Annotated in this window: 14 protein-coding genes; 7 read left to right on the forward strand and 7 right to left on the reverse strand. The window is 33.0% G+C overall.

All coding sequences use genetic code 11. The features are described from left to right. The first annotated feature begins 4 nt into the window (after positions 1-4). The 6 genes from BUC17_RS08325 to BUC17_RS08350 all read left to right on the forward strand — a co-directional run bounded on the left by BUC17_RS08325 (position 5) and on the right by BUC17_RS08350 (position 5,926). Positions 5-193, forward strand: coding sequence for a hypothetical protein (locus BUC17_RS08325; RefSeq protein ID WP_073363297.1), 189 nt, complete (start codon positions 5-7; stop codon positions 191-193). After that, positions 177-2,600, forward strand: a complete 2,424-nt coding sequence (locus tag BUC17_RS08330; RefSeq protein ID WP_073363298.1) for a coiled-coil domain-containing protein — start codon at positions 177-179, stop codon at positions 2,598-2,600. Before BUC17_RS08325 ends, BUC17_RS08330 begins: the two co-directional genes overlap by 17 nt. A 122-nt stretch (positions 2,601-2,722) precedes the next feature. Beyond that, on the forward strand, positions 2,723-3,490 hold the full coding sequence (locus BUC17_RS08335; protein ID WP_143161761.1) for a hypothetical protein: 768 nt from the start codon (positions 2,723-2,725) through the stop codon (positions 3,488-3,490). Between the two features lie 114 nt (positions 3,491-3,604). Beyond that, on the forward strand, positions 3,605-4,621 hold the full coding sequence (locus tag BUC17_RS08340) for an AAA family ATPase (RefSeq protein ID WP_073363305.1): 1,017 nt from the start codon (positions 3,605-3,607) through the stop codon (positions 4,619-4,621). A gap of 1 nt (position 4,622) precedes the next feature. Further along, entirely contained in the window at positions 4,623-4,817 is a 195-nt protein-coding gene (locus tag BUC17_RS08345) for a hypothetical protein (RefSeq protein ID WP_073363307.1), read from the forward strand. A gap of 68 nt (positions 4,818-4,885) precedes the next feature. Beyond that, positions 4,886-5,926, forward strand: coding sequence for a DUF6371 domain-containing protein (locus tag BUC17_RS08350; protein ID WP_073363309.1), 1,041 nt, complete (start codon positions 4,886-4,888; stop codon positions 5,924-5,926). Between the two features lie 167 nt (positions 5,927-6,093). Here the strand turns inward: BUC17_RS08350 and eptA are convergent, their stop codons facing one another. The 7 genes from eptA to BUC17_RS08385 all read right to left on the reverse strand — a co-directional run bounded on the left by eptA (position 6,094) and on the right by BUC17_RS08385 (position 15,537). After that, positions 6,094-7,620 carry a phosphoethanolamine--lipid A transferase EptA gene (eptA, locus tag BUC17_RS08355; RefSeq protein WP_073363310.1) on the reverse strand — a complete coding sequence of 509 codons (1,527 nt, stop codon included), beginning with the start codon at positions 7,618-7,620 and terminating at the stop codon, positions 6,094-6,096. A gap of 16 nt (positions 7,621-7,636) precedes the next feature. Continuing rightward, positions 7,637-8,413 carry a phosphatase PAP2 family protein gene (locus BUC17_RS08360; RefSeq protein WP_073363312.1) on the reverse strand — a complete coding sequence of 259 codons (777 nt, stop codon included), beginning with the start codon at positions 8,411-8,413 and terminating at the stop codon, positions 7,637-7,639. A gap of 38 nt (positions 8,414-8,451) precedes the next feature. Next, positions 8,452-8,877 carry an EamA family transporter gene (locus tag BUC17_RS08365; RefSeq protein ID WP_073363314.1) on the reverse strand — a complete coding sequence of 142 codons (426 nt, stop codon included), beginning with the start codon at positions 8,875-8,877 and terminating at the stop codon, positions 8,452-8,454. 81 nt (positions 8,878-8,958) lie between these two features. Continuing rightward, positions 8,959-10,842: an LTA synthase family protein gene (locus tag BUC17_RS08370; RefSeq protein ID WP_234977695.1), complete on the reverse strand. Its 1,884-nt coding sequence runs from the start codon at positions 10,840-10,842 to the stop codon at positions 8,959-8,961. 282 nt (positions 10,843-11,124) lie between these two features. Continuing rightward, entirely contained in the window at positions 11,125-13,536 is a 2,412-nt protein-coding gene (locus BUC17_RS08375; RefSeq protein WP_073363315.1) for a TonB-dependent receptor, read from the reverse strand. 62 nt (positions 13,537-13,598) lie between these two features. Further along, positions 13,599-14,891, reverse strand: coding sequence for a sensor histidine kinase (locus tag BUC17_RS08380; protein WP_083544824.1), 1,293 nt, complete (start codon positions 14,889-14,891; stop codon positions 13,599-13,601). After that, positions 14,860-15,537, reverse strand: coding sequence for a response regulator transcription factor (locus BUC17_RS08385; protein ID WP_073363319.1), 678 nt, complete (start codon positions 15,535-15,537; stop codon positions 14,860-14,862). The genes BUC17_RS08380 and BUC17_RS08385 overlap by 32 nt, the downstream gene beginning before the upstream one ends. 636 nt (positions 15,538-16,173) lie before the next feature. On the opposite strand from BUC17_RS08385, the gene BUC17_RS08390 reads away from it, so the two are divergent. After that, entirely contained in the window at positions 16,174-21,567 is a 5,394-nt protein-coding gene (locus BUC17_RS08390; RefSeq protein WP_159433940.1) for a LamG-like jellyroll fold domain-containing protein, read from the forward strand. Positions 21,568-21,570: the final 3 nt, after the last annotated feature.

A 21,570-nucleotide genomic window follows, 5' to 3' on the forward strand; every position in this document is an offset into this window, starting at 1 on the left:
AAGTATGGAAGAGAATGTAAAATCAGGGGAAGAGATTGTTAATGATTTTTTTAGTTCAATTGAAGAGATTAAGGGTGTTGATGTAAATATTGCAAAGATGTTGGCAACACTTTATAAAGATGGAAAATTGACTGATGTAAATGTAAAAAACGAACTTCAAAAATTAAGAGAGCAAGATGGCAACAAAGATTAATGAAATTAGTTTAAAGGGGATTCGAGGTGCAAAAGACACATTGAAACTTCCTCTAAATGGAAAGTCTGCCCTATTATATGGAGATAACGGAACTGGAAAAAGTAGTATTTCAGATTCGTTGGAATGGTTTTTTACAGATAAAGTTGATCATTTAAACAGTCTTGAGATTGACTTAAAAGAAGCTTTGAGAAATGCGAAGATTGATGCTTCGGAAACATCCGAAGTAAAATTATCTTTCACAAAAAACAAAGTTGATGCTACAAAAAGCATTTATTATAAAAAAACCAAACTAGTTTCTGAATTTAATAATACATCCGAAGATTTTAATAAATTCTATACAAACACGAAAAATGAGAACCTTATTTTGAGGTTCAAAAAACTAACCAATTTTGTTGACAACACAAAGACTGAAAAACTAAAATATCTTTCTGAAATTATAGGATTTTCGGAAGTGTCTAAAAAGAAAGAAGTTTTACAAAAGTGTTACAACGCAGTAAAATCAGAAATAACAAAGCAAAACTTTGAGGGTCAAAAAAGTAATTTGCAGAGAGTTTTGATTGAAAAAATTGGTGCGTCAATAAGTCAGGAACAAAACTTTATTGATAAACTTAATGAAAAAATAAAGCCCCTAAATGTTGGTTTTGAAATAAAAACTTTAGAGGATATTGACAAAGTATTAACTCATCTTACTAGTCCTGAAAACAATAAACTCAATTTAGAATTAGCTTTTTTAGAGAGCATTCAAAATAGTTTGACCCTCTTAAAGTCTGAAATTGGATTTATTAATTCCGAATATGGCAAGTATTATTTAGAGTTTGAAAAAATTGCATTAGATGTGCAGAGCATCATGCAAACATTTTTTAAAGAGTTACTCAATTCTGGTAAAAATGTCATTGCTAAATATCACAAAGAAGATAGTTGTCCATTATGTTTGCAACCTAAAAATATTGAAGAGTTACAATCTGAATTAAGTAAAAGGTTAGAAGAAATTGAGGAATCTTCAAAGAAGTTAAATGATTTTAATAAATCTAAAACTTTAGTTTCTGAAATTGCATTGGAAAGAGCCAAAAGAATAGATGTTCTATTACTAAATCCCGATATAAACAATAAAGAAAATGAAGTATTAAAAATTGAAGTTCAGAAAATCAAAGACAAAATAGGTGCTTTCCAAATTGCCAGTACAATTAAAGTAACTTCTGGAGAAAAAATATCTGAACCTGAAAAAATTAACCTAGTCGAAAGCGATTTTGATTTTCAAGCAAAAATTTCGGAAAGGATAATCAAATTAAAAGAAGCATTAAAAAACAATTCAACTATTCTCTATAATGAAATTTCATCTTCAAAAGAAGCATTTTTGAATATTCGTTTAATTGAAAAGCAAAAAAGCATCCTTGAAAATCAGCAAAATTCATTGAAAATTATTTATGATGAATTTATAAAAAAGCAAAAGGAAGGACTTGAAAATTTTATAACTACATTTTCGGGAAAAATAAATGAATTTTATCAATTTATGAATCCCAACGAACCTTTTCAAGAGATAAAAATTGTTACAATTGGCGAAGACGATGAATTAAATGGTTTGACCATTGAATACAAGTATGAAGGGAACTGGGTATCTCCACCTCAAAAATATTTTAGCGAATCACACCTCAATTGTTTTGGTTTGTCATTCTTTTTAGCTTCAGTAATTGCATTTAACAAAGAAAGCAAGTTTGTAGTTCTCGATGATGTTATTTCAAGTTTTGATTCAACTCACAGAAAAAAGTTTGCTGATTTGATTATCGAAAAATTTAATGATTACCAATTTATTGTATTAACGCATGAAAGAGAATGGTTTGAAAATATGATTAAACCATTGGCAAAAAAGAAAGGTTGGTATATCAATGAAATAAAATGGTCTGAGGATAAAGGAACTCATTTTGACGAAACACCAAGTGAATTAAAAGATTTCATTGAGCATAATTTATCTCAAGGAATATCTAATGGAATGGGTAATCCTATTAGAAGGTATATGGAGCAAAAACTAAAAGATATTGCATCAAATACAGATACTAAAATGGTTTTTAGATTCAATGAAATTAATGAGCATAGAATGTGTTATGAATTAATTACTAGCTTGAAATCTACAATAAAAATTACTAATAAGGATTTATTAGTTACTTATCCAGTAATCGATAGAATAGAAAATTCTGCTCAAATCGGTAATACATTATCACATGATAATCCACTTGATTCAAAAATTGGAGATTTAAAAGCTATATGGTCAGATATTTTAGAGTTTGAAAAAATATTCTATTGTCAAGAAACAGAATGCAAAAAGCCTAAAGTTTCATTAAAAAATTATGACCCCGTTTTAAAAACAATTAGATGTGGTTGTGGAAAAACAAGTTACAATTGGAAAGTATAAATTTTCTAATGGGAAACCCTATTTTATAGTTGAAAATGTCTGAACTGAACTCAAAATATAATGAATTGATTAATGAGATATTTAGAAATTTTATATTCTACCTACCCCTATCAATTCTTGATATGGAAGCGTTTAAAACACTTCCAGAGGAGAGCCAATCAGTTTTTAATAGGATAACATACATTGATGATGATATGAATTTCATTTATGAAAACAGTCTTGATTTACCAACATTACTAATAAAGTCCGGCAAGTTAAGAACCAATTGTTTTAAGCTACTTGAGTATAAAGAGGAACTAAGTGAAAGTAGCTTCAATTTCTTATCTGAAAACTACCTAAAACAATTAGAAACTTATACTTTCCTTTCAAATCAATTATCGTTTTACTTTGATAAAAACTCCCCAGTTAAAGATTCTAGCACCAAAGCGTTGTTTAATTGTCAAAATCTAAACTTTAATAATCATCTAGCTGAATTTGAAAAAATAACTGGTCTCAAAGCTCAAACTTTCAATCAACAAATTTTCATTCAAGAAGTAAAGGAAACACCTGTATTTAAAAAGTTTTCAGTTAGTATCCCTCAAAAGGAAAAACATTTTAGGGATTTTATTTCTCACGAAAAAAACACAGAAATTGAAATAGCCATTTTAAAGAAGTACCCAACTTTTAAGGGTAAAAAATTGAGGTATATCATAGAATTTCTAATTGAAAAGAAATTGCTAACTATTACTTACGGTACGCAAACTGAATTATATGATGCTTTAAAAAGAACATTTAATTGCAATATCGGTACTTACCCCTCTATTTTTGGCTATAAAATAAATGAAAATAAAGATTCTGATTATTCGAGAATAACGAATGAATTAGAAACAATACTCAATAAATACTTTTAAGTTCTGTAAACTTCTTTAAACTTTTGTAAAGTGTTGTAATTCCATTACTTTCAAGCGTTAAGATTAAATTCCTACTCACATACCACAATAGATTTGCAAAAAAATCTATGTGTTATGAATGATAATCTCGATAATTTTAAAGAAGAAATAAAGAAAGAATTAGCTTCTGATTCCAACTCTATTTTTGAAATAAAATCTGCAAATCAATTTATTGAAATTGCTAAAAACAGACCAATCCCCAAAATGTTATTTGGCGAATTTTGGTTTGAGGGAGAAATATGTATTTTATTTGCCGACACTAATTTAGGCAAGTCCATTTTGGCGGTTCAGATTGCTAACAGTATCAGTACTGGAATTTCCACTTGTGGTTTAAAATTAGAATGCCCACCTACTCCAATTATCTACTTTGATTTTGAACTTTCAGACAAACAGTTTGAAAACAGATATTCTGAAAACTTCACAAATCATTTTTCATTTAGTCCAAACTTTTTGAGAGCCGAAATTAATCCCGATTATTTTGAAGATAAACGATTTAAAACCTTTGAAGAGTTTCTATTCTATTCACTTGAAAAATCTATCATTGATTTTGGTGTCAAGGTTTTAATTGTTGACAATATCACGTATTTGAAGAGTGATAATGAAAAAGCAAAAGATGCTTTGCCTTTGATGAAATTTTTAAAGGACTTAAAAAACAAATATGGACTATCGATTTTAGTTCTAGCGCACACGCCAAAAATTGACACTTGCAAACCTATAACCAAAAACCATTTATCAGGAAGCAAAATGTTAATGAACTTTTGCGATAGCAGTTTTGCAATTGGAGAAAGTCATCAAGAAATTGGATTAAGATATATTAAGCAAATCAAGCAACGTAACTGTGAACAGATTTACGATTCTGAAAATATTATCGTTTGCAGAATTGAAAAAGTTAATAGCTTTTTACAATTCAGTTTCAACGGTTATGATTCAGAAAATGAGCATTTAAAAAAATTAAATGTTGGGGATGCAAATGAGCGTAATTCAAAAATACTGGAACTGTTTGAAAATGGTATTTCAAAATCTGAAATTGGAAGACAATTAGGCATTTCAGAAGGTACAGTAAGAATCATTTTAAAGAAAAATAATCTTTAAAATGACTGCCAATACAGTATATGAAGTTTTTCTAGCACTTTCCCCAGAGGAGAGGGAGAAATTTATTGTATTGGTCAAAGGACAAGAAGAAAAACCCAAATACGACTTTAGGAAGAAAAGAAGAAAAAAAGTCAAATTTACTAAAGAGGATGCTATTGAATATTTACTAGCAACCGTTTTCAAACCCAAAAACTAACCTCGTAATTCTCGTAATGGTCGTAAATACTTCGACTACTACGAGGATTACGAATATTACGAATAGATATGAATGAGTATAAATATTCATTAGATAAGTCGAGTAAAAAGTTTGTTTGCCCTAAATGTGGTAAGAGAAGATTTGTTAGGTATCTAAATCAAATTTCAAACGAGTATCTCGAAGAAACTTTCGGAAGATGCGACAGAGAAACAAGTTGTGGCTATCATAATAATCCAAAACAAAATGAGTGTATTGCAATAGTAAATATTGAGAGAATAAATTTAATTCCTGATTTTATTGACCCTCTACTAGTAAAGCAATCTTTAAAAAAATATGGCAATAACAATTTTGCAAAATTCCTTCACAAGAATTTTGCAAAAGATGAAGTTGAAAATTGCATCGCAAAATATAACATAGGAACTTCAAAACATTGGGAGGGTGCAACCGTATTTTGGCAAATCAATCAAACTCAAAAAGTTCACACCGGAAAAATAATTTTATTTGATGAAGATACAGGTAAAAGAGTTAAAAATCCTTTCCCACATATTAATTGGGTTCATAAGAAAATCAAAAAGGATAAATTCAACCTCAAACAATGTCTATTTGGGTTGCATCTCAATAAAACTAGGGTTGCAACAACGTTGCAATATCATTGCAATACAATTGCAATTGTGGAATCTGAAAAAACTGCAATCATAATGAGCCTATTTATTCCCGAATATTTATGGATGGCAACAGGAAGCAAACAAAATTTAAAATTGCAATTGTTAGAACCAATCAAAAACGAAAATATTGTGGTTTATCCAGATAAAGGAGAATTTAACGACTGGAATATAAAAGTAACCGAATTGCAAAGACAAGGTTTTAAAATCAAATGTAGTTCCGTAGTTGAAAATTCAGATTTTGAAACAGGAACAGATTTAGCGGATATTTATTTTGCAATGAAAAAGAATACACCCAAAAATAACATTGCAATCGTATCATCAGATACTGAAAAGAAAATCCAAAGACTGTCAAAAATAAATCCCTCTATAATTTCACTCATTGAAACTTTTGACCTAATTGATGAAAAAGGAAATGGGATATTTTGCAGGATTATGGAGTATTAATAAACATTCGTTGATATTCCTGAGGATTCTAACGCCTATTCAGGTTGCTTTGAGAGGCGTAGCAAGGCTTCTGCGGTTGAGATTTAGCGTTGATGAGACACTTGTCCATTTTGCAAATAGCGTTGATTAACCAAAAATAATATTGCAATCCGCCCAATAAGTATTAACTATCTAAAAATGTTCATTTCCTCATTGTAAATTGGACTTTGTATATTTAAGAAATTTAAAACACTGTGAAAAACATAATTCTGCGACACTGTTTTATTAGGTTTCAGTTGCTTAGAACCGTCAGATACCCAAACAATAAAAGGAATATCATATTGTTCCTTAGGTGCAATACTTATGGGTAAACCATGCATGTATAGATTATTTTCACCTAAAGATTCCCCATGGTCTGAAACAAAAATCATAGCGCTATTATAATCAGGTAGTTGCTTTAAATTTTTAATTAATTCGGATAAAATATAATCGGTGTAGACAATAGTATTGTCATAAGCATTGATTAATTCCGTTTGCGAACAATTTCCTAATTCAACACTATTGCAAACGGGTTTAAAAGACTCAAATTGAGGTGGATATTTCTTGCTGTATGTAGGTCCATGACTTGTACTTGTATGCAATACTATCAATATTTTATTTTTTGTACTTGCAAGTATTTGTTCTTTTAGTCCTGTCAGAAGAATTTCATCATAGTTACAACCTTCTCCTTTACAGTTTGGTTTTAAAGCATCCCTGTTTTGATAATTTTTTATATGGACTGGCGGTTCTCCCCAATTGGTGGTTCGCCAAATAACGGCTACATTATTTCTGTATAAGTAATTCGGTAAAATCTCATATAATTTATTAGAATCAGTGTGTTCTAAAATACATTTTACCCCTGCGGTGGTATAAGTAGCACAGGATGTAGCGTTGAAATGAAATAAGTTAGATGTTTTGGAAAGCAGTGGATTTGTGTTTTTATTATATCCATATAAAGAAAAATTTTCGCTCCTTGCTGACTCTCCGATTACTAATACTACAACCGATTTCTTGTTATCTTTTATCGTAGCATTTGGTAATAAAATTTCTTTTTCATTTGCTTTATGTTTATGAATATAAAAAAGAGAAATGTTTACCGTATAAGACCAAGGCATTGCAAGCCCACCTAATTTTTTTGAATTTTTATCAATCCATAACCAATTGCTTCCATTAGCAAAAACTAAGGTTAGAATAAATAAAAGGGCAAGCGAAGAAGTGATTAAAAATCTCCTTAGAGTTACATTTATAATTTTGACCTTAATGATATAAACGCCAGGAATGACACCCAAAAGAATTATGTATAAGATTAATTTAATAGAAAAAAAGCTACTGGACTCATGATAGTTGGTATTGAGTATATTTCCTATCATACTTTCGTCTATTATTACCCCGTAGGTATTAATAAAGTAAACTGCAATTGCGTTGATAATAAAGAATAAGACTAATAGAAATTTCCCAACAACACGCGATAGAAAAAAAATCAAGTAAAAGACAAATGCATTTAAAAGCAGCATTAGAATCATTAAACTGACAATAATAATAATGCCGTTCCAACTTTTATAATCGAGATTAGTAAAAACAAAAGCGTAAAAAGGATAGTGAAACAATAAAACATTAAGCAAACTCAATAGTAAAGCGAAGTGTGTTATTGTCCGTTGATTTTTTAACTTAATCATTTTAGGCAGTTTATTTTTAAAATGTTTTCATAAAGCCAATTCCCAATTGCTTACCATTATAAAAAGGCGCAATAGCTGACACACTATTTTTTTCTTTGGTTTTGAATATTTTTTCTTGTACCCATGGATTTATCCAATAGGCAACTTTTGTGCTTAAAATTCCAATTCCAGCTCCAGCTACTACATCAGTTAACCAATGTTTGTCGTTGTAAATTCTGAATGCTCCTGTACCAGTAGCTACAATGTATCCCGAAATACCATACCAAATGGAAACATCTTTGTATTCTTGCCAAAGGAATTCAGCTCCTGCAAATGCTGTAGCTGTATGTCCGGATGGGAAAGAGTTGAAAGCGGAACCGTCAGGGCGTTCTACTTTTGTAATGGATTTCAAACTTAGTACAGAAGCTGACATTAGTAAATATGAAGTTCCCAAAATGATAGTTCTGTCTTTAAGGTTATGTTTACCTTTTATTCCAAAAGCATTAAGACCATAAACTGATAAAGCTGGTGCATATTGCGAGAAATCGTCAATGGTTATTTTTTCATCAATGTTTTCATTAACTTCTTCTTTTATTTCAGTATTGAAAAGTTTTAATTGATCACTTTCAATACCAATTACTCCATATCCTATCAAAACGGATGGAATGATAAGTTGTTTGAATTTGAATTTATGCGTGCTGTCTATTTTCGGAATAGTATCTGTATCAATTTTCTTCTCTTGCGCACTTTCAATCTGGTTCTGTGCATGTAATGTAGCTATGCTTAATAATGAAAATAAAATGGTTTTAAACATGGTAAATAATTTAAAGGGTTACACGTAGTTTTATACCATTATGATTTCATTGTTAAGATTAGTATTCCGCCAATAATCATCAAGCCACCTACAGCGATACGCCAAGTAAATTGCTCATTTAGAAATATAAAAGAAAGTACTAGTGTGATAATTATACTTCCTTTATCGATTAATGCCACTTCAGAGACTGTTCCTATTTTTATTGCTCTATAATAAAAGACCCAAGAAATGGTAGTTGTTAGCGCAGAAACACCCAACAACAAAATATCTTTCTGGGTAAGATTAGAGAAATCTTTATAATTGTTAAAAACAATGATGTTAAACCAAATAAATACAAATACGAATGAGGTTCTAATTGCTAAACCTGTGTCGGAAGCAACATTTTTTAATCCTGCTTTGGCAACTACTGAAGTTAATCCAGCGAATACCATTGCAATTATGGCAAAAATCTGGTACTGTTTCATTTACGGTCATTTTAAAACATAGAAATCAAAATTTCAGTCCTTTAATCATTTATTATCTTGTCTTCAAACCTTGATTAAATTTTATTTGAGTAATTTATTGGTGAATAAATAATCGGCTGTTTGATACCAAGAAATTGTTTCGTCAAGAAATTTCTTGTTCATTGGTAATGGTTTTAAACTATTGTCTACTTTATTCCATTTATAAAATGCTTGTTTTTTCTGGTCGGATAGAATCATTACCTGGTCTTTTTTCATTAGGACTAATTTTCTATAGGTTCCTAACAAAGCTCGTTCTTCGAAATTTGATTGTAATACATCTTTTCCAAAGAAGTCACTTTGATAACTCCAATTCATTAATGAGAAAAATGTTGGGAAAAGGTCTATTTGAGAACATAGTTTATTTACTTTTTGGTTACTATGTTCGGGAAAATTTACTATAAATGCCGGGATGTGATAATTGGCAACATCTATTTCATCTTTACCAGCACTACTGGCGCAATGGTCGGCAATAATAATAAATACCGTATTTTGGTACCAAGGTTTATTTTTTGCTTTTTCAAACATTCTTTTCAAAGCATAATCAGTGTATTTTACTGCACCTTCACGACCAGTTCCTGATGGAATATCTATTGCATTGTCAGGATAAGTATAAGGACGGTGGTTGGAAGTTGTCATTACAAAATTGAAAAATGGTTTATTGTTTTTATAGTGTTCATCAGCCACTTTTAGCATTTTAGTGTAAATGTCTTCATCACAAATACCCCAAGCATTTTCGAAGGTTACTTCATCATCATTTATATTGCTCCTTGTTGTCTTAATTTTATCACTCAAGACACTACCGCGACCACGATCATAAATTGTAAATCCGTTTCCACCGAAATAGGCGTTCATATTATCAAAATAACCATCGCCACCATAAAAGAAATTAGAGTTATATCCTTTGCTTTTGAAAACATTGGAAACGGTGTATAGGTTTTGATTTTCGGGACGTTTCACGATACTTTGCCCTGGTGTTGGTGGAATGCAAAGTGTCATTGCCTCCATACCTCGAACAGTTCTTGTGCCTGTTGCGTATAAGTTATCAAAGAAGATACTTTTTTGAGCTAAACTGTCTAAAAATGGTGTTATGTTTTCTTTATTACCAAACTCTTTCATAAAGCTACCACTTAAACTTTCAACCAAAATGAAGACTACATTTTTCTTACTCGGTTCTTGTTTTGAGGTGTCTGTAATTGTTCTGTGAATGGAGAACCCTTCGGATTTGTATTTACTGTTTTTATCACTTAATTTATTTCTGATAATATCAAAAGCTACTTTATTATTAATAGATGTATAAAACTCATTATAAGCCATTTGATTGTTTCTGAACGCTGCAAAAAAAGAATAAATACCCGATTTTGATATTTCGGCATTGTATCTATTTTTAGACCATTCTGCTTGATTGTTTGTGATGAAAAAACTAAAAAATAATGCAATTATAATAGTAGTTACTAACACAATTGTCCTGCCTTTTATAGTTGCTTTAAAATGGAAGGTGTTTTTAATAATTTTAAGCTTATAGAAAACAAAAAGTATCATTGCGGTTATGGCTAAAACTCCAAAAATAAGAACCGGCAATGGATATGACTCTTGAATATTGGATATTACCTCATGCGTATATATTAAATAATCTACTGCGATAAAGTTAAACCTTGTTTTGAACTCGTCCCAAAATGTAATTTCTGCAAAAAATGTAAAAACTAATATGAAAATGGTTAACGATGTGAAAAACCAAACCAAGGTTTTATCGAGCCATGAGCCAATCCATTTATTGGGAAAAACAAAGTAATATAGTGCTGAAGGAATTGCAATAAAACTTATTGTGCCTATGTCATAAAATAGTCCTGTAAGCAATGTTCCAAGGATTGTAAATAGATTGAATGAAACTTCATCATACTGCCAAATGATAAAGATTACACGTAACATGAATGAGAATGTTAGAAACCATGATATGAATGCCAAAAGCAAGCTGTAGCGGTTAGAAATATTGATTTTTTTGAACATAATGTATTGGTTAAGTTGGTTAAAACAAAAGAGCATCCACACCAAAGTGCAAATGCTCAAAACATGAAAATTTTAATTGAGTTTTGTTGATTTTATTATTAATATTGATTTTGTCATCACGACTATTTTTTAAATTATAGTCAAAAGTGAAAACCAATTTTGTAGAAATTTTGAATTAGTAGGTTACTTTGTAAAAAATGTTTTTTAGAATTTATAATTGTAACCTGCTCTAATTACTTGTGTTTCGTAATAATCGTTACTAGTGTAACTAAAATCTTGTCCTTGAATTTCTTTTTTGATTACTAATGTATTTAGTAGGTCAGTTGCATTTATAAAAAATTCTCCTTTACCATTTTGAACTGATTTTTTCAATCCTAAATCAATAGAAAATCTAGATTTAATTTTGCCTTGCGGAATAATATCTGGTGCTAAATAAATAGCCGTTAGTTGCGCATCCACTTTTTTAGTTAAGTGCAATGTGTTGTTCCACTTGATATTTCCAGATAAAACATCTTGTTTTGCTGCTGAAAACGTATTGGGCTCGGGATATAAATTTTGAACTGTAAACGCACCGATTTGATTGTAATAGGCATTAAGATTCAGATTGGATGAATACCAATTTGCTATATCCTGTGAAATGACCATTTCAACACCTGTATTTGAACTTTTATTTACGTTTTGAAAAATGGCATAAATTAGATTACTACTCGGAACTGTTGAAGCTATTCTTGTTATTGTAGCATTGGCAAAACGATGGTAGATAGCGGAATATAAATAGCCTTTTTTCAAATTTCTTTTGAAACCTAATTCCACTAAATTGGTGAACTGTGGTCTTAGTGCGGGATTACCAACTTTAATAATTTCGGCATCGTCGTACTTTGGAAATATTCTAATATCTACTTCGTTTGGTCGGTCTATTCTGCGATTGTAAAATAATGATATTTTGTTATCATTATTGATTTTATAGGAAAAACGGAAGTTTGGAAATGGTTCGAAATACGAATATCCATCAGTTCTATAGGTTGGATGGTTTGGATTCACTTCGTATTCTAAATCTAAGTATTCTAATCGTAAACCAATTTCTGCTTCGATTTTATTAGTCTCGTATATGTAGTTTCCATAAACTGCTGGAATAATTTCTTCATAGGTTGCTTTACCACCTGCGCTTGCGTCTATGGGTGAATTGTTACCTGGAAAAAATTGCATATTGGTTGGAATAATTCGGTTACGGAATTTGAGTCCTGTTTCAATGCGACCATATTTTAATGGCTTTATGTAATCGATATTTATATCTACTACACTTTCATCTGATAATAATTTGAAAGAATCTTTACTCGAAGAGCTTGGCAAAATGTTATCGAAGAAATATTTTTCGTCTTCTCTGTGAAACGTATAATTGAACCCCACATTAAACAAATGTCCGGCTTGCTTAAATTTATGCTGATAGATTGCAGTTCCCATTACTGTTGTTTTTAATTCATCTTCTAAAAATTGCCAAAGTCGCAATCGCTCTGAATAATCAGAATTAAAAAAAGGTTGGTCTCCGTTATCGATAATTTTTTCTGAGCCAAATAACCCCGAAACAGTTAGCGTATTATAGTCATCAATAGTCCAATCTATCCCTGATTTGATTGTGGTGAAATGAGTGTTACGGTTTCTTTTTAATTGTTGGTTAATTATGGTTCCGTCATTGTATGTTCGTGTTACAAATTCATTCTTATTTAAGGTTTCTGTATATAGATAATCGCCCTGAAAAAAAGCATTAATTTTATTTTTACGGTAATTGAGTGATAGCGTAGGATTTATTTTTGGTGTTAGTGTGTATTGTGGTCGTATTGTAGGCAGATTTTCTTTTCGTTCCCACAAAGCACCTAAACCCGACGTAATGCCCACTTTCCCATTAAATCCTTCTTTTTTATTTTTCTTGTAGATAATATTTATAATTCCAGCATTACCATTGGCATCGTATTTTGCAGATGGATTATTAATGATTTCGATTTTTTCTATTGCTGAAGCCGGAATATTATCTAAACCTGATTGATTTCCGAAGCCTGTTAAAGCGGTTTGCTTACCATCAATTAATACGGTCACTTTATCATTACCTCTAATTTGGACTTTACCGTCTTGGACTGTAACACCAGGTAAGTTTTGCATAGATTGTAAAACCGAACCACCGCTTTGACTGATATTGTCAGCCATAGAAAACGTTTTTTTATCCATTTTATCGCTGACGGTATTTGTTTTAGATACTACTACCACTTCTTGTAATGTCGTAGCATCCTCTTCCAGTTCAATAGTTCCTTGATCTAAAAATTCAGAAAGTGAACCAACATAAACTGATTGGGTTTTAGTTTTGTAACCAATGTATGAGAATTCCAAAATATAGTTCCCTGATTTGTTAGTGGATAATGAAAATCTTCCTTCTTCATTCGTAATTGTTACAGTTATTAAAGTAGCATCAGCTGAAGATTTTAAAGAAACATTTACAAATGGTAATGCGAGTTTAGTCGCTTTATCTTTTGTTATACCCGATACTGTTACTGATTTATTTTGGCCTCTTAGATTTGCAACTGATACTAGTAGCATTATTAATAATAGAAAGCTTTTAATTCGCATGATACTTTTTCCTTTTAATTTTTGGACAAAGTTCTAACTGGAATTTGAAGAAATATTGAATTTTAGAAAACTATTTCAAAAGTGTGCATTCTGTTTGTGAAATTATAATTTATAGTCCAGTGGTTCGTGTCAACAATTTTTTTAATGATTGATAATCCTAAACCATTACCTTGAGAGGATGGATTGGACTTAGAAAAACGCTCAAACATTTTTTCAGTTTGTAAAGGTAAAAGTGAACCAGTATTTGAGAATAACAACTTATCATTAGTCAGTTTTATAGTAATCTGACCATCGAGAACATTGTGATTTATAGTATTTAAAAATAAGTTACTGATTAGCATTTCTGCAAGAAAATGATTTGAACTGACTACAACATTTTCCTCTATTTCGGTAGTAATACTTATTTTTTTTGAAAGTGACTGTTCACTAAAAAAGGTTAGTTGATTATTGATGATTTCGTGAAGATTTATTTTTTCAATCTCATAGTATGAATTGCTATCAATTTTTGATAATACTAATAAATTTTTATTAAGCTTGACCAATCTTGTAGTAGTATTGTTTAGGTCATCAATTAATTTGAACTGCTCAGAGTTTAAGTCTTTTCGTTGTAAAATATTTTCTAATTTTCCTTTAAAAATAGCTATGGGTGTTTGCAATTCGTGTGCTGCATTTTCTATAAATTCTTTTTGACTTTGATAGATACTACTATTCTTTTGGATTAAATTGTTGATGGTATTATTTAATCGGTTGAACTCTTCAATGTCGTTTGCTATTAATTTTGGATTAGAAGTTTTATCAATTTCAAATTGTTCAATTTGTTTTAAAGTTTCGTAAAACGGCTTCCATAATGTAATTGATAATCTTCGCGTTATGATAAATAGTCCTATTAGTAGTATAAGAATAATTACTGTAAAAACAGCTAAAGTAATAAGAGCTAATTCATAATCATCAACAAGATTGGCTCTAACTGAAAAGATATATGACTTATTGTTGATAGTAACAGGTGATCTCAATATCCGGAAAGGTTCATTTTCCTTGTCCATGTGATTATAGAAATTTCTTTCGAAAATAGTGTCTTTCACAATACCTTCATTATTCTTTTCTATATGTAAATCACTGTTTAGTTTATTAAATATTGCAATTTCATTCTCTTTTATTTGAGGAACAAAAAATTTCACAAACTCTTCTTTTTTTACTTGTAAAGCTTCGTCAGCCTCATGTAAATAGAGCCACTGATTAATAAAGAAGAATAACGGAACACCTAGTAGCATTACTACAAGTGAGAATATAATATAATATCTAAGTGTTTTTTGAAGTAATTTTTTATTCATCTTCCCATTTATATCCAGTGCCATAAACTGATTTTAAATAATCTGCTGCGCCCATTTCTTTGAGCTTTTTTTTCATGTTTTTTATATGTGCATATACAAAATCATGATTGTCTAACATATCTGCCATATCACCCGATAAATGCTCGGCAATAGCACTTTTGGACAATACTTTATTCTTATTACCAATCAAAAACAACAATAAATCCATTTCTTTCTTGGTAAACTCGATTTTATTTCCTTTGATTTTTACCGACTTGCTTATCGTGTCTATTTCTATTTCATTAAAAGTAATTACATTGTTTCCATTGAATTGTTTTCGTCTAACTAATGCTTGAATGCGAACTAATAATTCTGATAAATGAAATGGTTTTGTGAGGTAATCATCGGCACCAAGTGTTAGCCCTTCAATCTTAGTTTCTAGAGTGTCTTTGGCGGATATTATAATTACGCCATCGGTTTTATTTTGACTTTTAAGTATTTCTAATATTTTAAATCCATCACCATCTGTCAACATTAAATCTAAAAGAATGCAATCATAGGAGTATAAATCTATTTTTTCTATTGCTAGTTTTAGTGTACTTGCCAATTCACAAACAAAATCGTTACTACTCAAATAATTTTTGATACTTGTAGCAATTTCAATTTCGTCTTCTATTATTAAAATTTTCATAATACAAAGAAACTAATCAATTTTGAATGAATGTTGAATTTTAATAAAATATCAAATTCAATTTAATTCCACTTCCTATTCATGTAAACCATTTTTATATTCTTTTGTTTATCCTTGTTCTCATTAAACTTAAATGCAACTCACAATATTTATAATAAAGATGAGCAGGTAATATAATTTCAATTATTGAAACTTTTGACCATATTGAAGAAAAGGAAATAGAACTAGAATCATTTAAAAAAATGATTATATTGCGTTTCAATTTGAGTACACGAAACGGTACACGATTTTTTACTTATCAATAATATAAAGGGCTTATTTTCGATAAAATTTGAAATTCATAACCCTGAGGTCACGGGTTCAACTCCCGTCCTCGCTACTTAGTAAAAAACAGTCTGATTTTCATCGGGCTGTTTTTTTTTGCCTCTTATTCAGGTAATCTTCACATTCTTATTCACCTTTTTACACAAAAAGTTAATTAACAACAAGGACTTGTTTTGTAAGAATTATTTTCTATATATTTGCAATAAATGCATTTCATCGATTATTTATGCTTTTTGTCGATTATTTTTAAAGTCCGTTTCTATATTTGTGGTGTCAAATCAAATGAAAACAAAAAAACAAAAACTAAATGTTATGAAAGCTATAACCCTAAAGCTACAATTCATAGTATTGATAACACTCTTTACGCAAGTATTAAATGCACAATGTACAGGATGCAACTTAACTATTACAGTTCCTACTAGCAGTTCGTTCAACTTAACGCCGGGACAAACTGTTTGTATTGTTGGCACGGGTAACTTTACCGGTACACTTAACAGCTTTAGCGGCAATACATTATGCATTGGATCTGGTGTAAACTACAATCCCTCATCACCCCCTAACTATAATGGCAATTGGACTATTATAAACAATGGAACCTTTTCGAATACGGGAAATCTCAATTTTAATTCTGGCACCTCTTTTACTAACGGTCCAACGGGAAGTATCAACTTGACCAATTCCGTATCAATTAATTCGGGGACTACATTCAATAACTTTGGCACAATGCAACTCAATAGCCTGACCATTAATGGTGGTGGTTCTGTTCAATTGGGGGGAACAACTACTATTTCAGGTGCTTTAAATAATAATGGGAATTTAACTGTACACGGTTTCATTTCAGCATCGTCAATTACGAATAATAGTGGCGCTTCCATTACAGGAGGTAGTTCAACGTCTTGTAATTATTTAACAACCTCGGGGACTTTTACCAATAACGGATCTATTGGTGGAACAGGGAATGCTTTAATAATAGGGGCTACTTTAAGTGGTTCGGGTACTATTTCTTCACCTGCTTCTACTGCTATTTCAACACCCTCATCACAACCTACTAGTTTGAACTTGACCTTCAATGGAACATCTGTTAACGGTACATTTAATCAAGCTTCTTCATCGGTTGGCGGCTATATCATTCTTCGTGCTACAAATACTATAAACACTCCTCCTGCTACTACAAATCCAACAAATTATAGAAATCTAACCGTGGGACAAACACTTGGTTTATGGGAAATTGTGGCTTTTAATAACGGACAAAACAACACCACCTTTTCCGATAATGTGAGTTCATTATGTAACTTCATTCATTATCGCATTTTATCATACAACCTATCGGGCAACTGTCGCGTTTATAATACATCAAGTCCCTTAACTAACTTTATTGATATACGTCCCACAATTACGAGTACTTCACCAGGAACTTTATCTGGCGCTGGAAGTGTTGTTTTGGGGGCAACTGCAAGTTCAGGTATCGTGAATTGGTATGCTACTTCCAGTGGTGGTTCTATTCTTGGTACAGGAAATACATTTAATACACCCTCCATCAGTACAACAACTAATTATTTTGCTGAAGCAGTCAACGGCTCTTGCATTTCGAGTACCCGAACACAAGTCACCGCGACGATTGTTTACCCTGAAATTGAAATTCGTGGAAACGGTTTCTTGATTTCAAGTGGTGACACAACACCTTCCACAACTGACTTTACAATTTTGGGAACAACTGATGTGACTTATGGCAGCATTACGCGTACTTTCCAAATCCGAAACTTGGCTTCTACAGGGGTATTAAACATTGGTGGAATCACATTTACAGGGGCTAATGCTTCCGATTTTTCTATCGGAACACCGCCACCGTCAACAATTGCTACCAATGGTACATCGACGTTTACGATTGTGTTTAATCCAAGTGGCTTAGGAACACGAAACGCCACCATAAATATCCCAAACAACGACCAAAATGAAAACCCATACACCTTTGCTATCAGCGGCACAGGTATAGACGATGTTGATGGTGATTTGGTTGATGCAAATGTTGATTTGGATAACGATAATGATGGCATCCGTGACAATGATGAGTGCAGAACCTGTACCTTCGACCCTTTCCAAAATGGGAGTTTTGAATCACCATCAATTCCTACAGGAACGATGGCATTTCTACCCACAGCAAGTGTAACAGGATGGCAAACCAGTGCAGAAAATGTTATTGAAATATGGAATAGTGGATTCAATGGAGTTACCGCTGCAGCTGGAAATCAATTTGCCGAATTAAATGCGAATGTCCCAGGTGTACTATACCAAACTTTTTGTTTGAATGGTGCAGGAGGAACCATTAACTGGTCAATTCGTCACCGTGGTCGTAGCGGAACTGATACCGCTTTCGTGAAATTTGGCTCTTCATTGGCCAATGCGTTAGCCTCAACTCCAATTGTCACAATGGTTTCAGGTAATACGTCTTGGGCATCATACTCGGGTACATATACTATTCCAACGGGTATGCGTCAAATTGTACTTACATTTCAAGCCGGACCTACCGCTTCTGGAGATCAATCCGTAGGAAACTTTATTGATGACATTCAAATCACCATCAACCAAAGTTGTATTGATAGCGACGGAGATGGGGTTGCCGATGTGAATGACCTTGATTCTGATAATGATGGAATTCCCGATATTGAAGAAAATGGATTCCGTAATTTAAGTAACCAAACCGGTACATTTGACAAAACCAATTCAGCATTATGGGCTGATACCAATAACAACGGATACAATGATTACATTGAAGCGATGATTTCAGGCGGAACGTATGTCATACTTAATACCGATGGAGATGCTGTTCCAAATTACATTGACCTTGATAGTGATAACGATTCATTATTTGACACCGATGAAGCAGGCATTCTTTTTGGAGATGGAGACATTGACGGAAACGGAACTGGAGATTATGCTGATACTGACGGGGATGGAATCATGAACATTCATGATAATCTTACTGGATTTGGCGTCACTGCCAAAGCCTATGCCCAAGACACAGATACTAACGGTGTTGGCGACTATTTACAATTGGATGCCAATGCAGACGGAACCTTTGATATTAGAAGCGGACTTTATGCTACGTTAGACGCTAACAATGATGGACGAATAGATGGATCGGCTGATGCAGATACTGATGGCTTATTGGATAGCTTTGACAGTAATACCAGTCTTTGGGGTTCACCCCGAAATTTAGATCAAAAGCTTTACCTTTCTTTTGATGGTAGAAATGATTTTGCACAAGACACGCCCATTTTAGGGGGGCTATCTACCCTAACCTTAATGGCATGGATATCTTTAAATCCTGCGTTCACAGGAACAGGGGTAGTTGTGGGTCAAAACAACTGTTACATTCGAGTGAGTGGTACCCGACAATTACAAGTAATCATCAATGGCAATGCCTATGCCTACACCAACATTACTGCATTAGAAAGGAGTCGTTGGTACCATGTAGGGATTACATTGGGGGCAGGAACATTGACTATTTTTGTGAATGGCGACCCTCAAACCTTCAGTGTTTCGGGTGCAATCAATGCCGACGCCAGCAATTTAACCTTGGGCCGAAATCCTGGCGGAAACAATATGTTCTTTTTCGGAAAAATGGATGAAGTTCGGGTGTTTAATACCAACCTTTCGCCCGCCCAATTTCAACGCATCATCAACCAAGAAATTTTCAACAATAGCGCACAAGTCCGCGGTACTTTTGTCCCTCTAAATGTGGGTTCACTCAACTATGCTACTTTGTTGCGTTACTATCGAATGGATGCCTACCGTGGAGACATTGCCGACAATTTCACCACACCAACCATCGATACTGGATCAGGCTTGCGATTGTTCAATGTAAAAGCTATTGCCCCTCAAGAAGCTCCAATGCCCTTCGTCACCGTACGAGCAGGAAGCTTGGCAACTGCTGTTGACGACCCCTCTCGCGATATTCATGGTAATGATGTACTCAATTTTGATTGGAATATCATCGATGTACGTCATAATATTACTGAAACTACCAACAGCACCGACCTTGGAATGGTTATCAATCCTGGAGTACGAGTAACGATGAACAACGATACACGTATGCAAAATGGCTGGTATTTAAAAATTGATGGTGTTTTGGATTTACAAGGGCGCTCGCAACTCATTCAAACCAATGCTAGTGAACTTGATGTAACCAGTGCTGGAGCTATCGAACGCGATCAACAAGGGACAAGCAATCGATTTAATTACAACTATTGGAGCTCTCCCGTGAGTGCTATCAATACTACCATCAACAATGGAACGTTTACGGTAAACAGTGTTTTAAAAGACGGAACCACCGCTACGCCACAAAATATTACGTGGACCAACGGCTTGAATGGTTCGCCAACGGCACCAATTACACTAAGCAACTACTGGATTTTCAAATTTCAAAATTTAACCAATAGTTATGCCAACTGGCAATCGGTAGGTGCCAACGGATCGTTGAATACTGGAGAAGGATTCACGTTAAAAGGAAGTGGTGCCGCAACGGCCAATCAAAACCTAACCTTTGTGGGTAAACCCAATAATGGAACGATTACCATTCCTATCGCTGCGAATAATTTAAATCTAACCGGAAATCCGTATCCTTCGGCTATAGATGCCAACTTATTCATCAGTCTCAACAGCGGCAGTACGACAGGAACACTTTACTTCTGGGAACATGCTAGCAGCAACAATACCCATAATTTAACGGGGTATCAAGGAGGATATTCCGCACGTAATTTGACGGGAGGTGTGGGTCCAACTGCCCCAGCCGGAATTAATGGTGTAGGAACGAGTACCAAAATTCCAGGACGATACATTCCTGTGGGACAAGGTTTCTTCGTGGTTGGGTCAACAACCGGTGGAAATATTACTTTCCAAAATAGTCACCGTACCTTCGTAAGAGAGGATAATGCAGGCTCCAATACGCTATTCCGTCTTGGAAATACTACACAAAACTATGTTGGAAATAATGAAGAAGACCCCGTAGTCACCGATCAATATGCACGCTTGCGTTTGGGAATGACGTCCAAAGACAATTACCACCGCAACATCTTATTAGGATTTATGGAAGATTTGGCTTCTCATGACTACGATTATGGATATGATGCCGAAACCATTGACAACCAAAACAACGATGTATACTTTGTAGCCAATAACAAACGAATGGTGATTCAAGGCGTCGATTATTTTGACATCAATACGATGTATCCGATTGGCGTAAAGGCTTATGTAACGGGTGAAATCAAATTCACTATGGATGAAGTGGAAAACCTACCCTCAACACAACGGTATTACATTTTAGACCAACAAGATGGGATTTTCCATGACATCACCGACCAACCTTTTGTTGTAGAGGTGCCCCAAGGAAATACCGATAATCGCTTTGTACTAGCCTTCAAAAACACGACGGCTTTAAATACCGATGATCACGCCCTTCAAAATGGAGTGCAAATGGTGTACACTCAATCCAATACACAGTTAACAATAAAAAATTATGTAGCAGACGCTACGATAAATACAGTGGTCCTTTACAATATGCTGGGACAAGAAGTAATGACGTACAAGGTGACGGGGCAAGATCAAACCCAAATCCAAATTCCTGTTCGCGGAATAAGCGCGGGAACGTACATTGCCAAAGCGATCTCAGACCAAGGAACCACCTCGAAAAAGATTGTTTTTAATTAGGGT

Origin of the sequence: Flavobacterium fontis, assembly GCF_900129405.1 — a bacterium.
GTDB classification, from domain to species: domain Bacteria; phylum Bacteroidota; class Bacteroidia; order Flavobacteriales; family Flavobacteriaceae; genus Flavobacterium; species Flavobacterium fontis.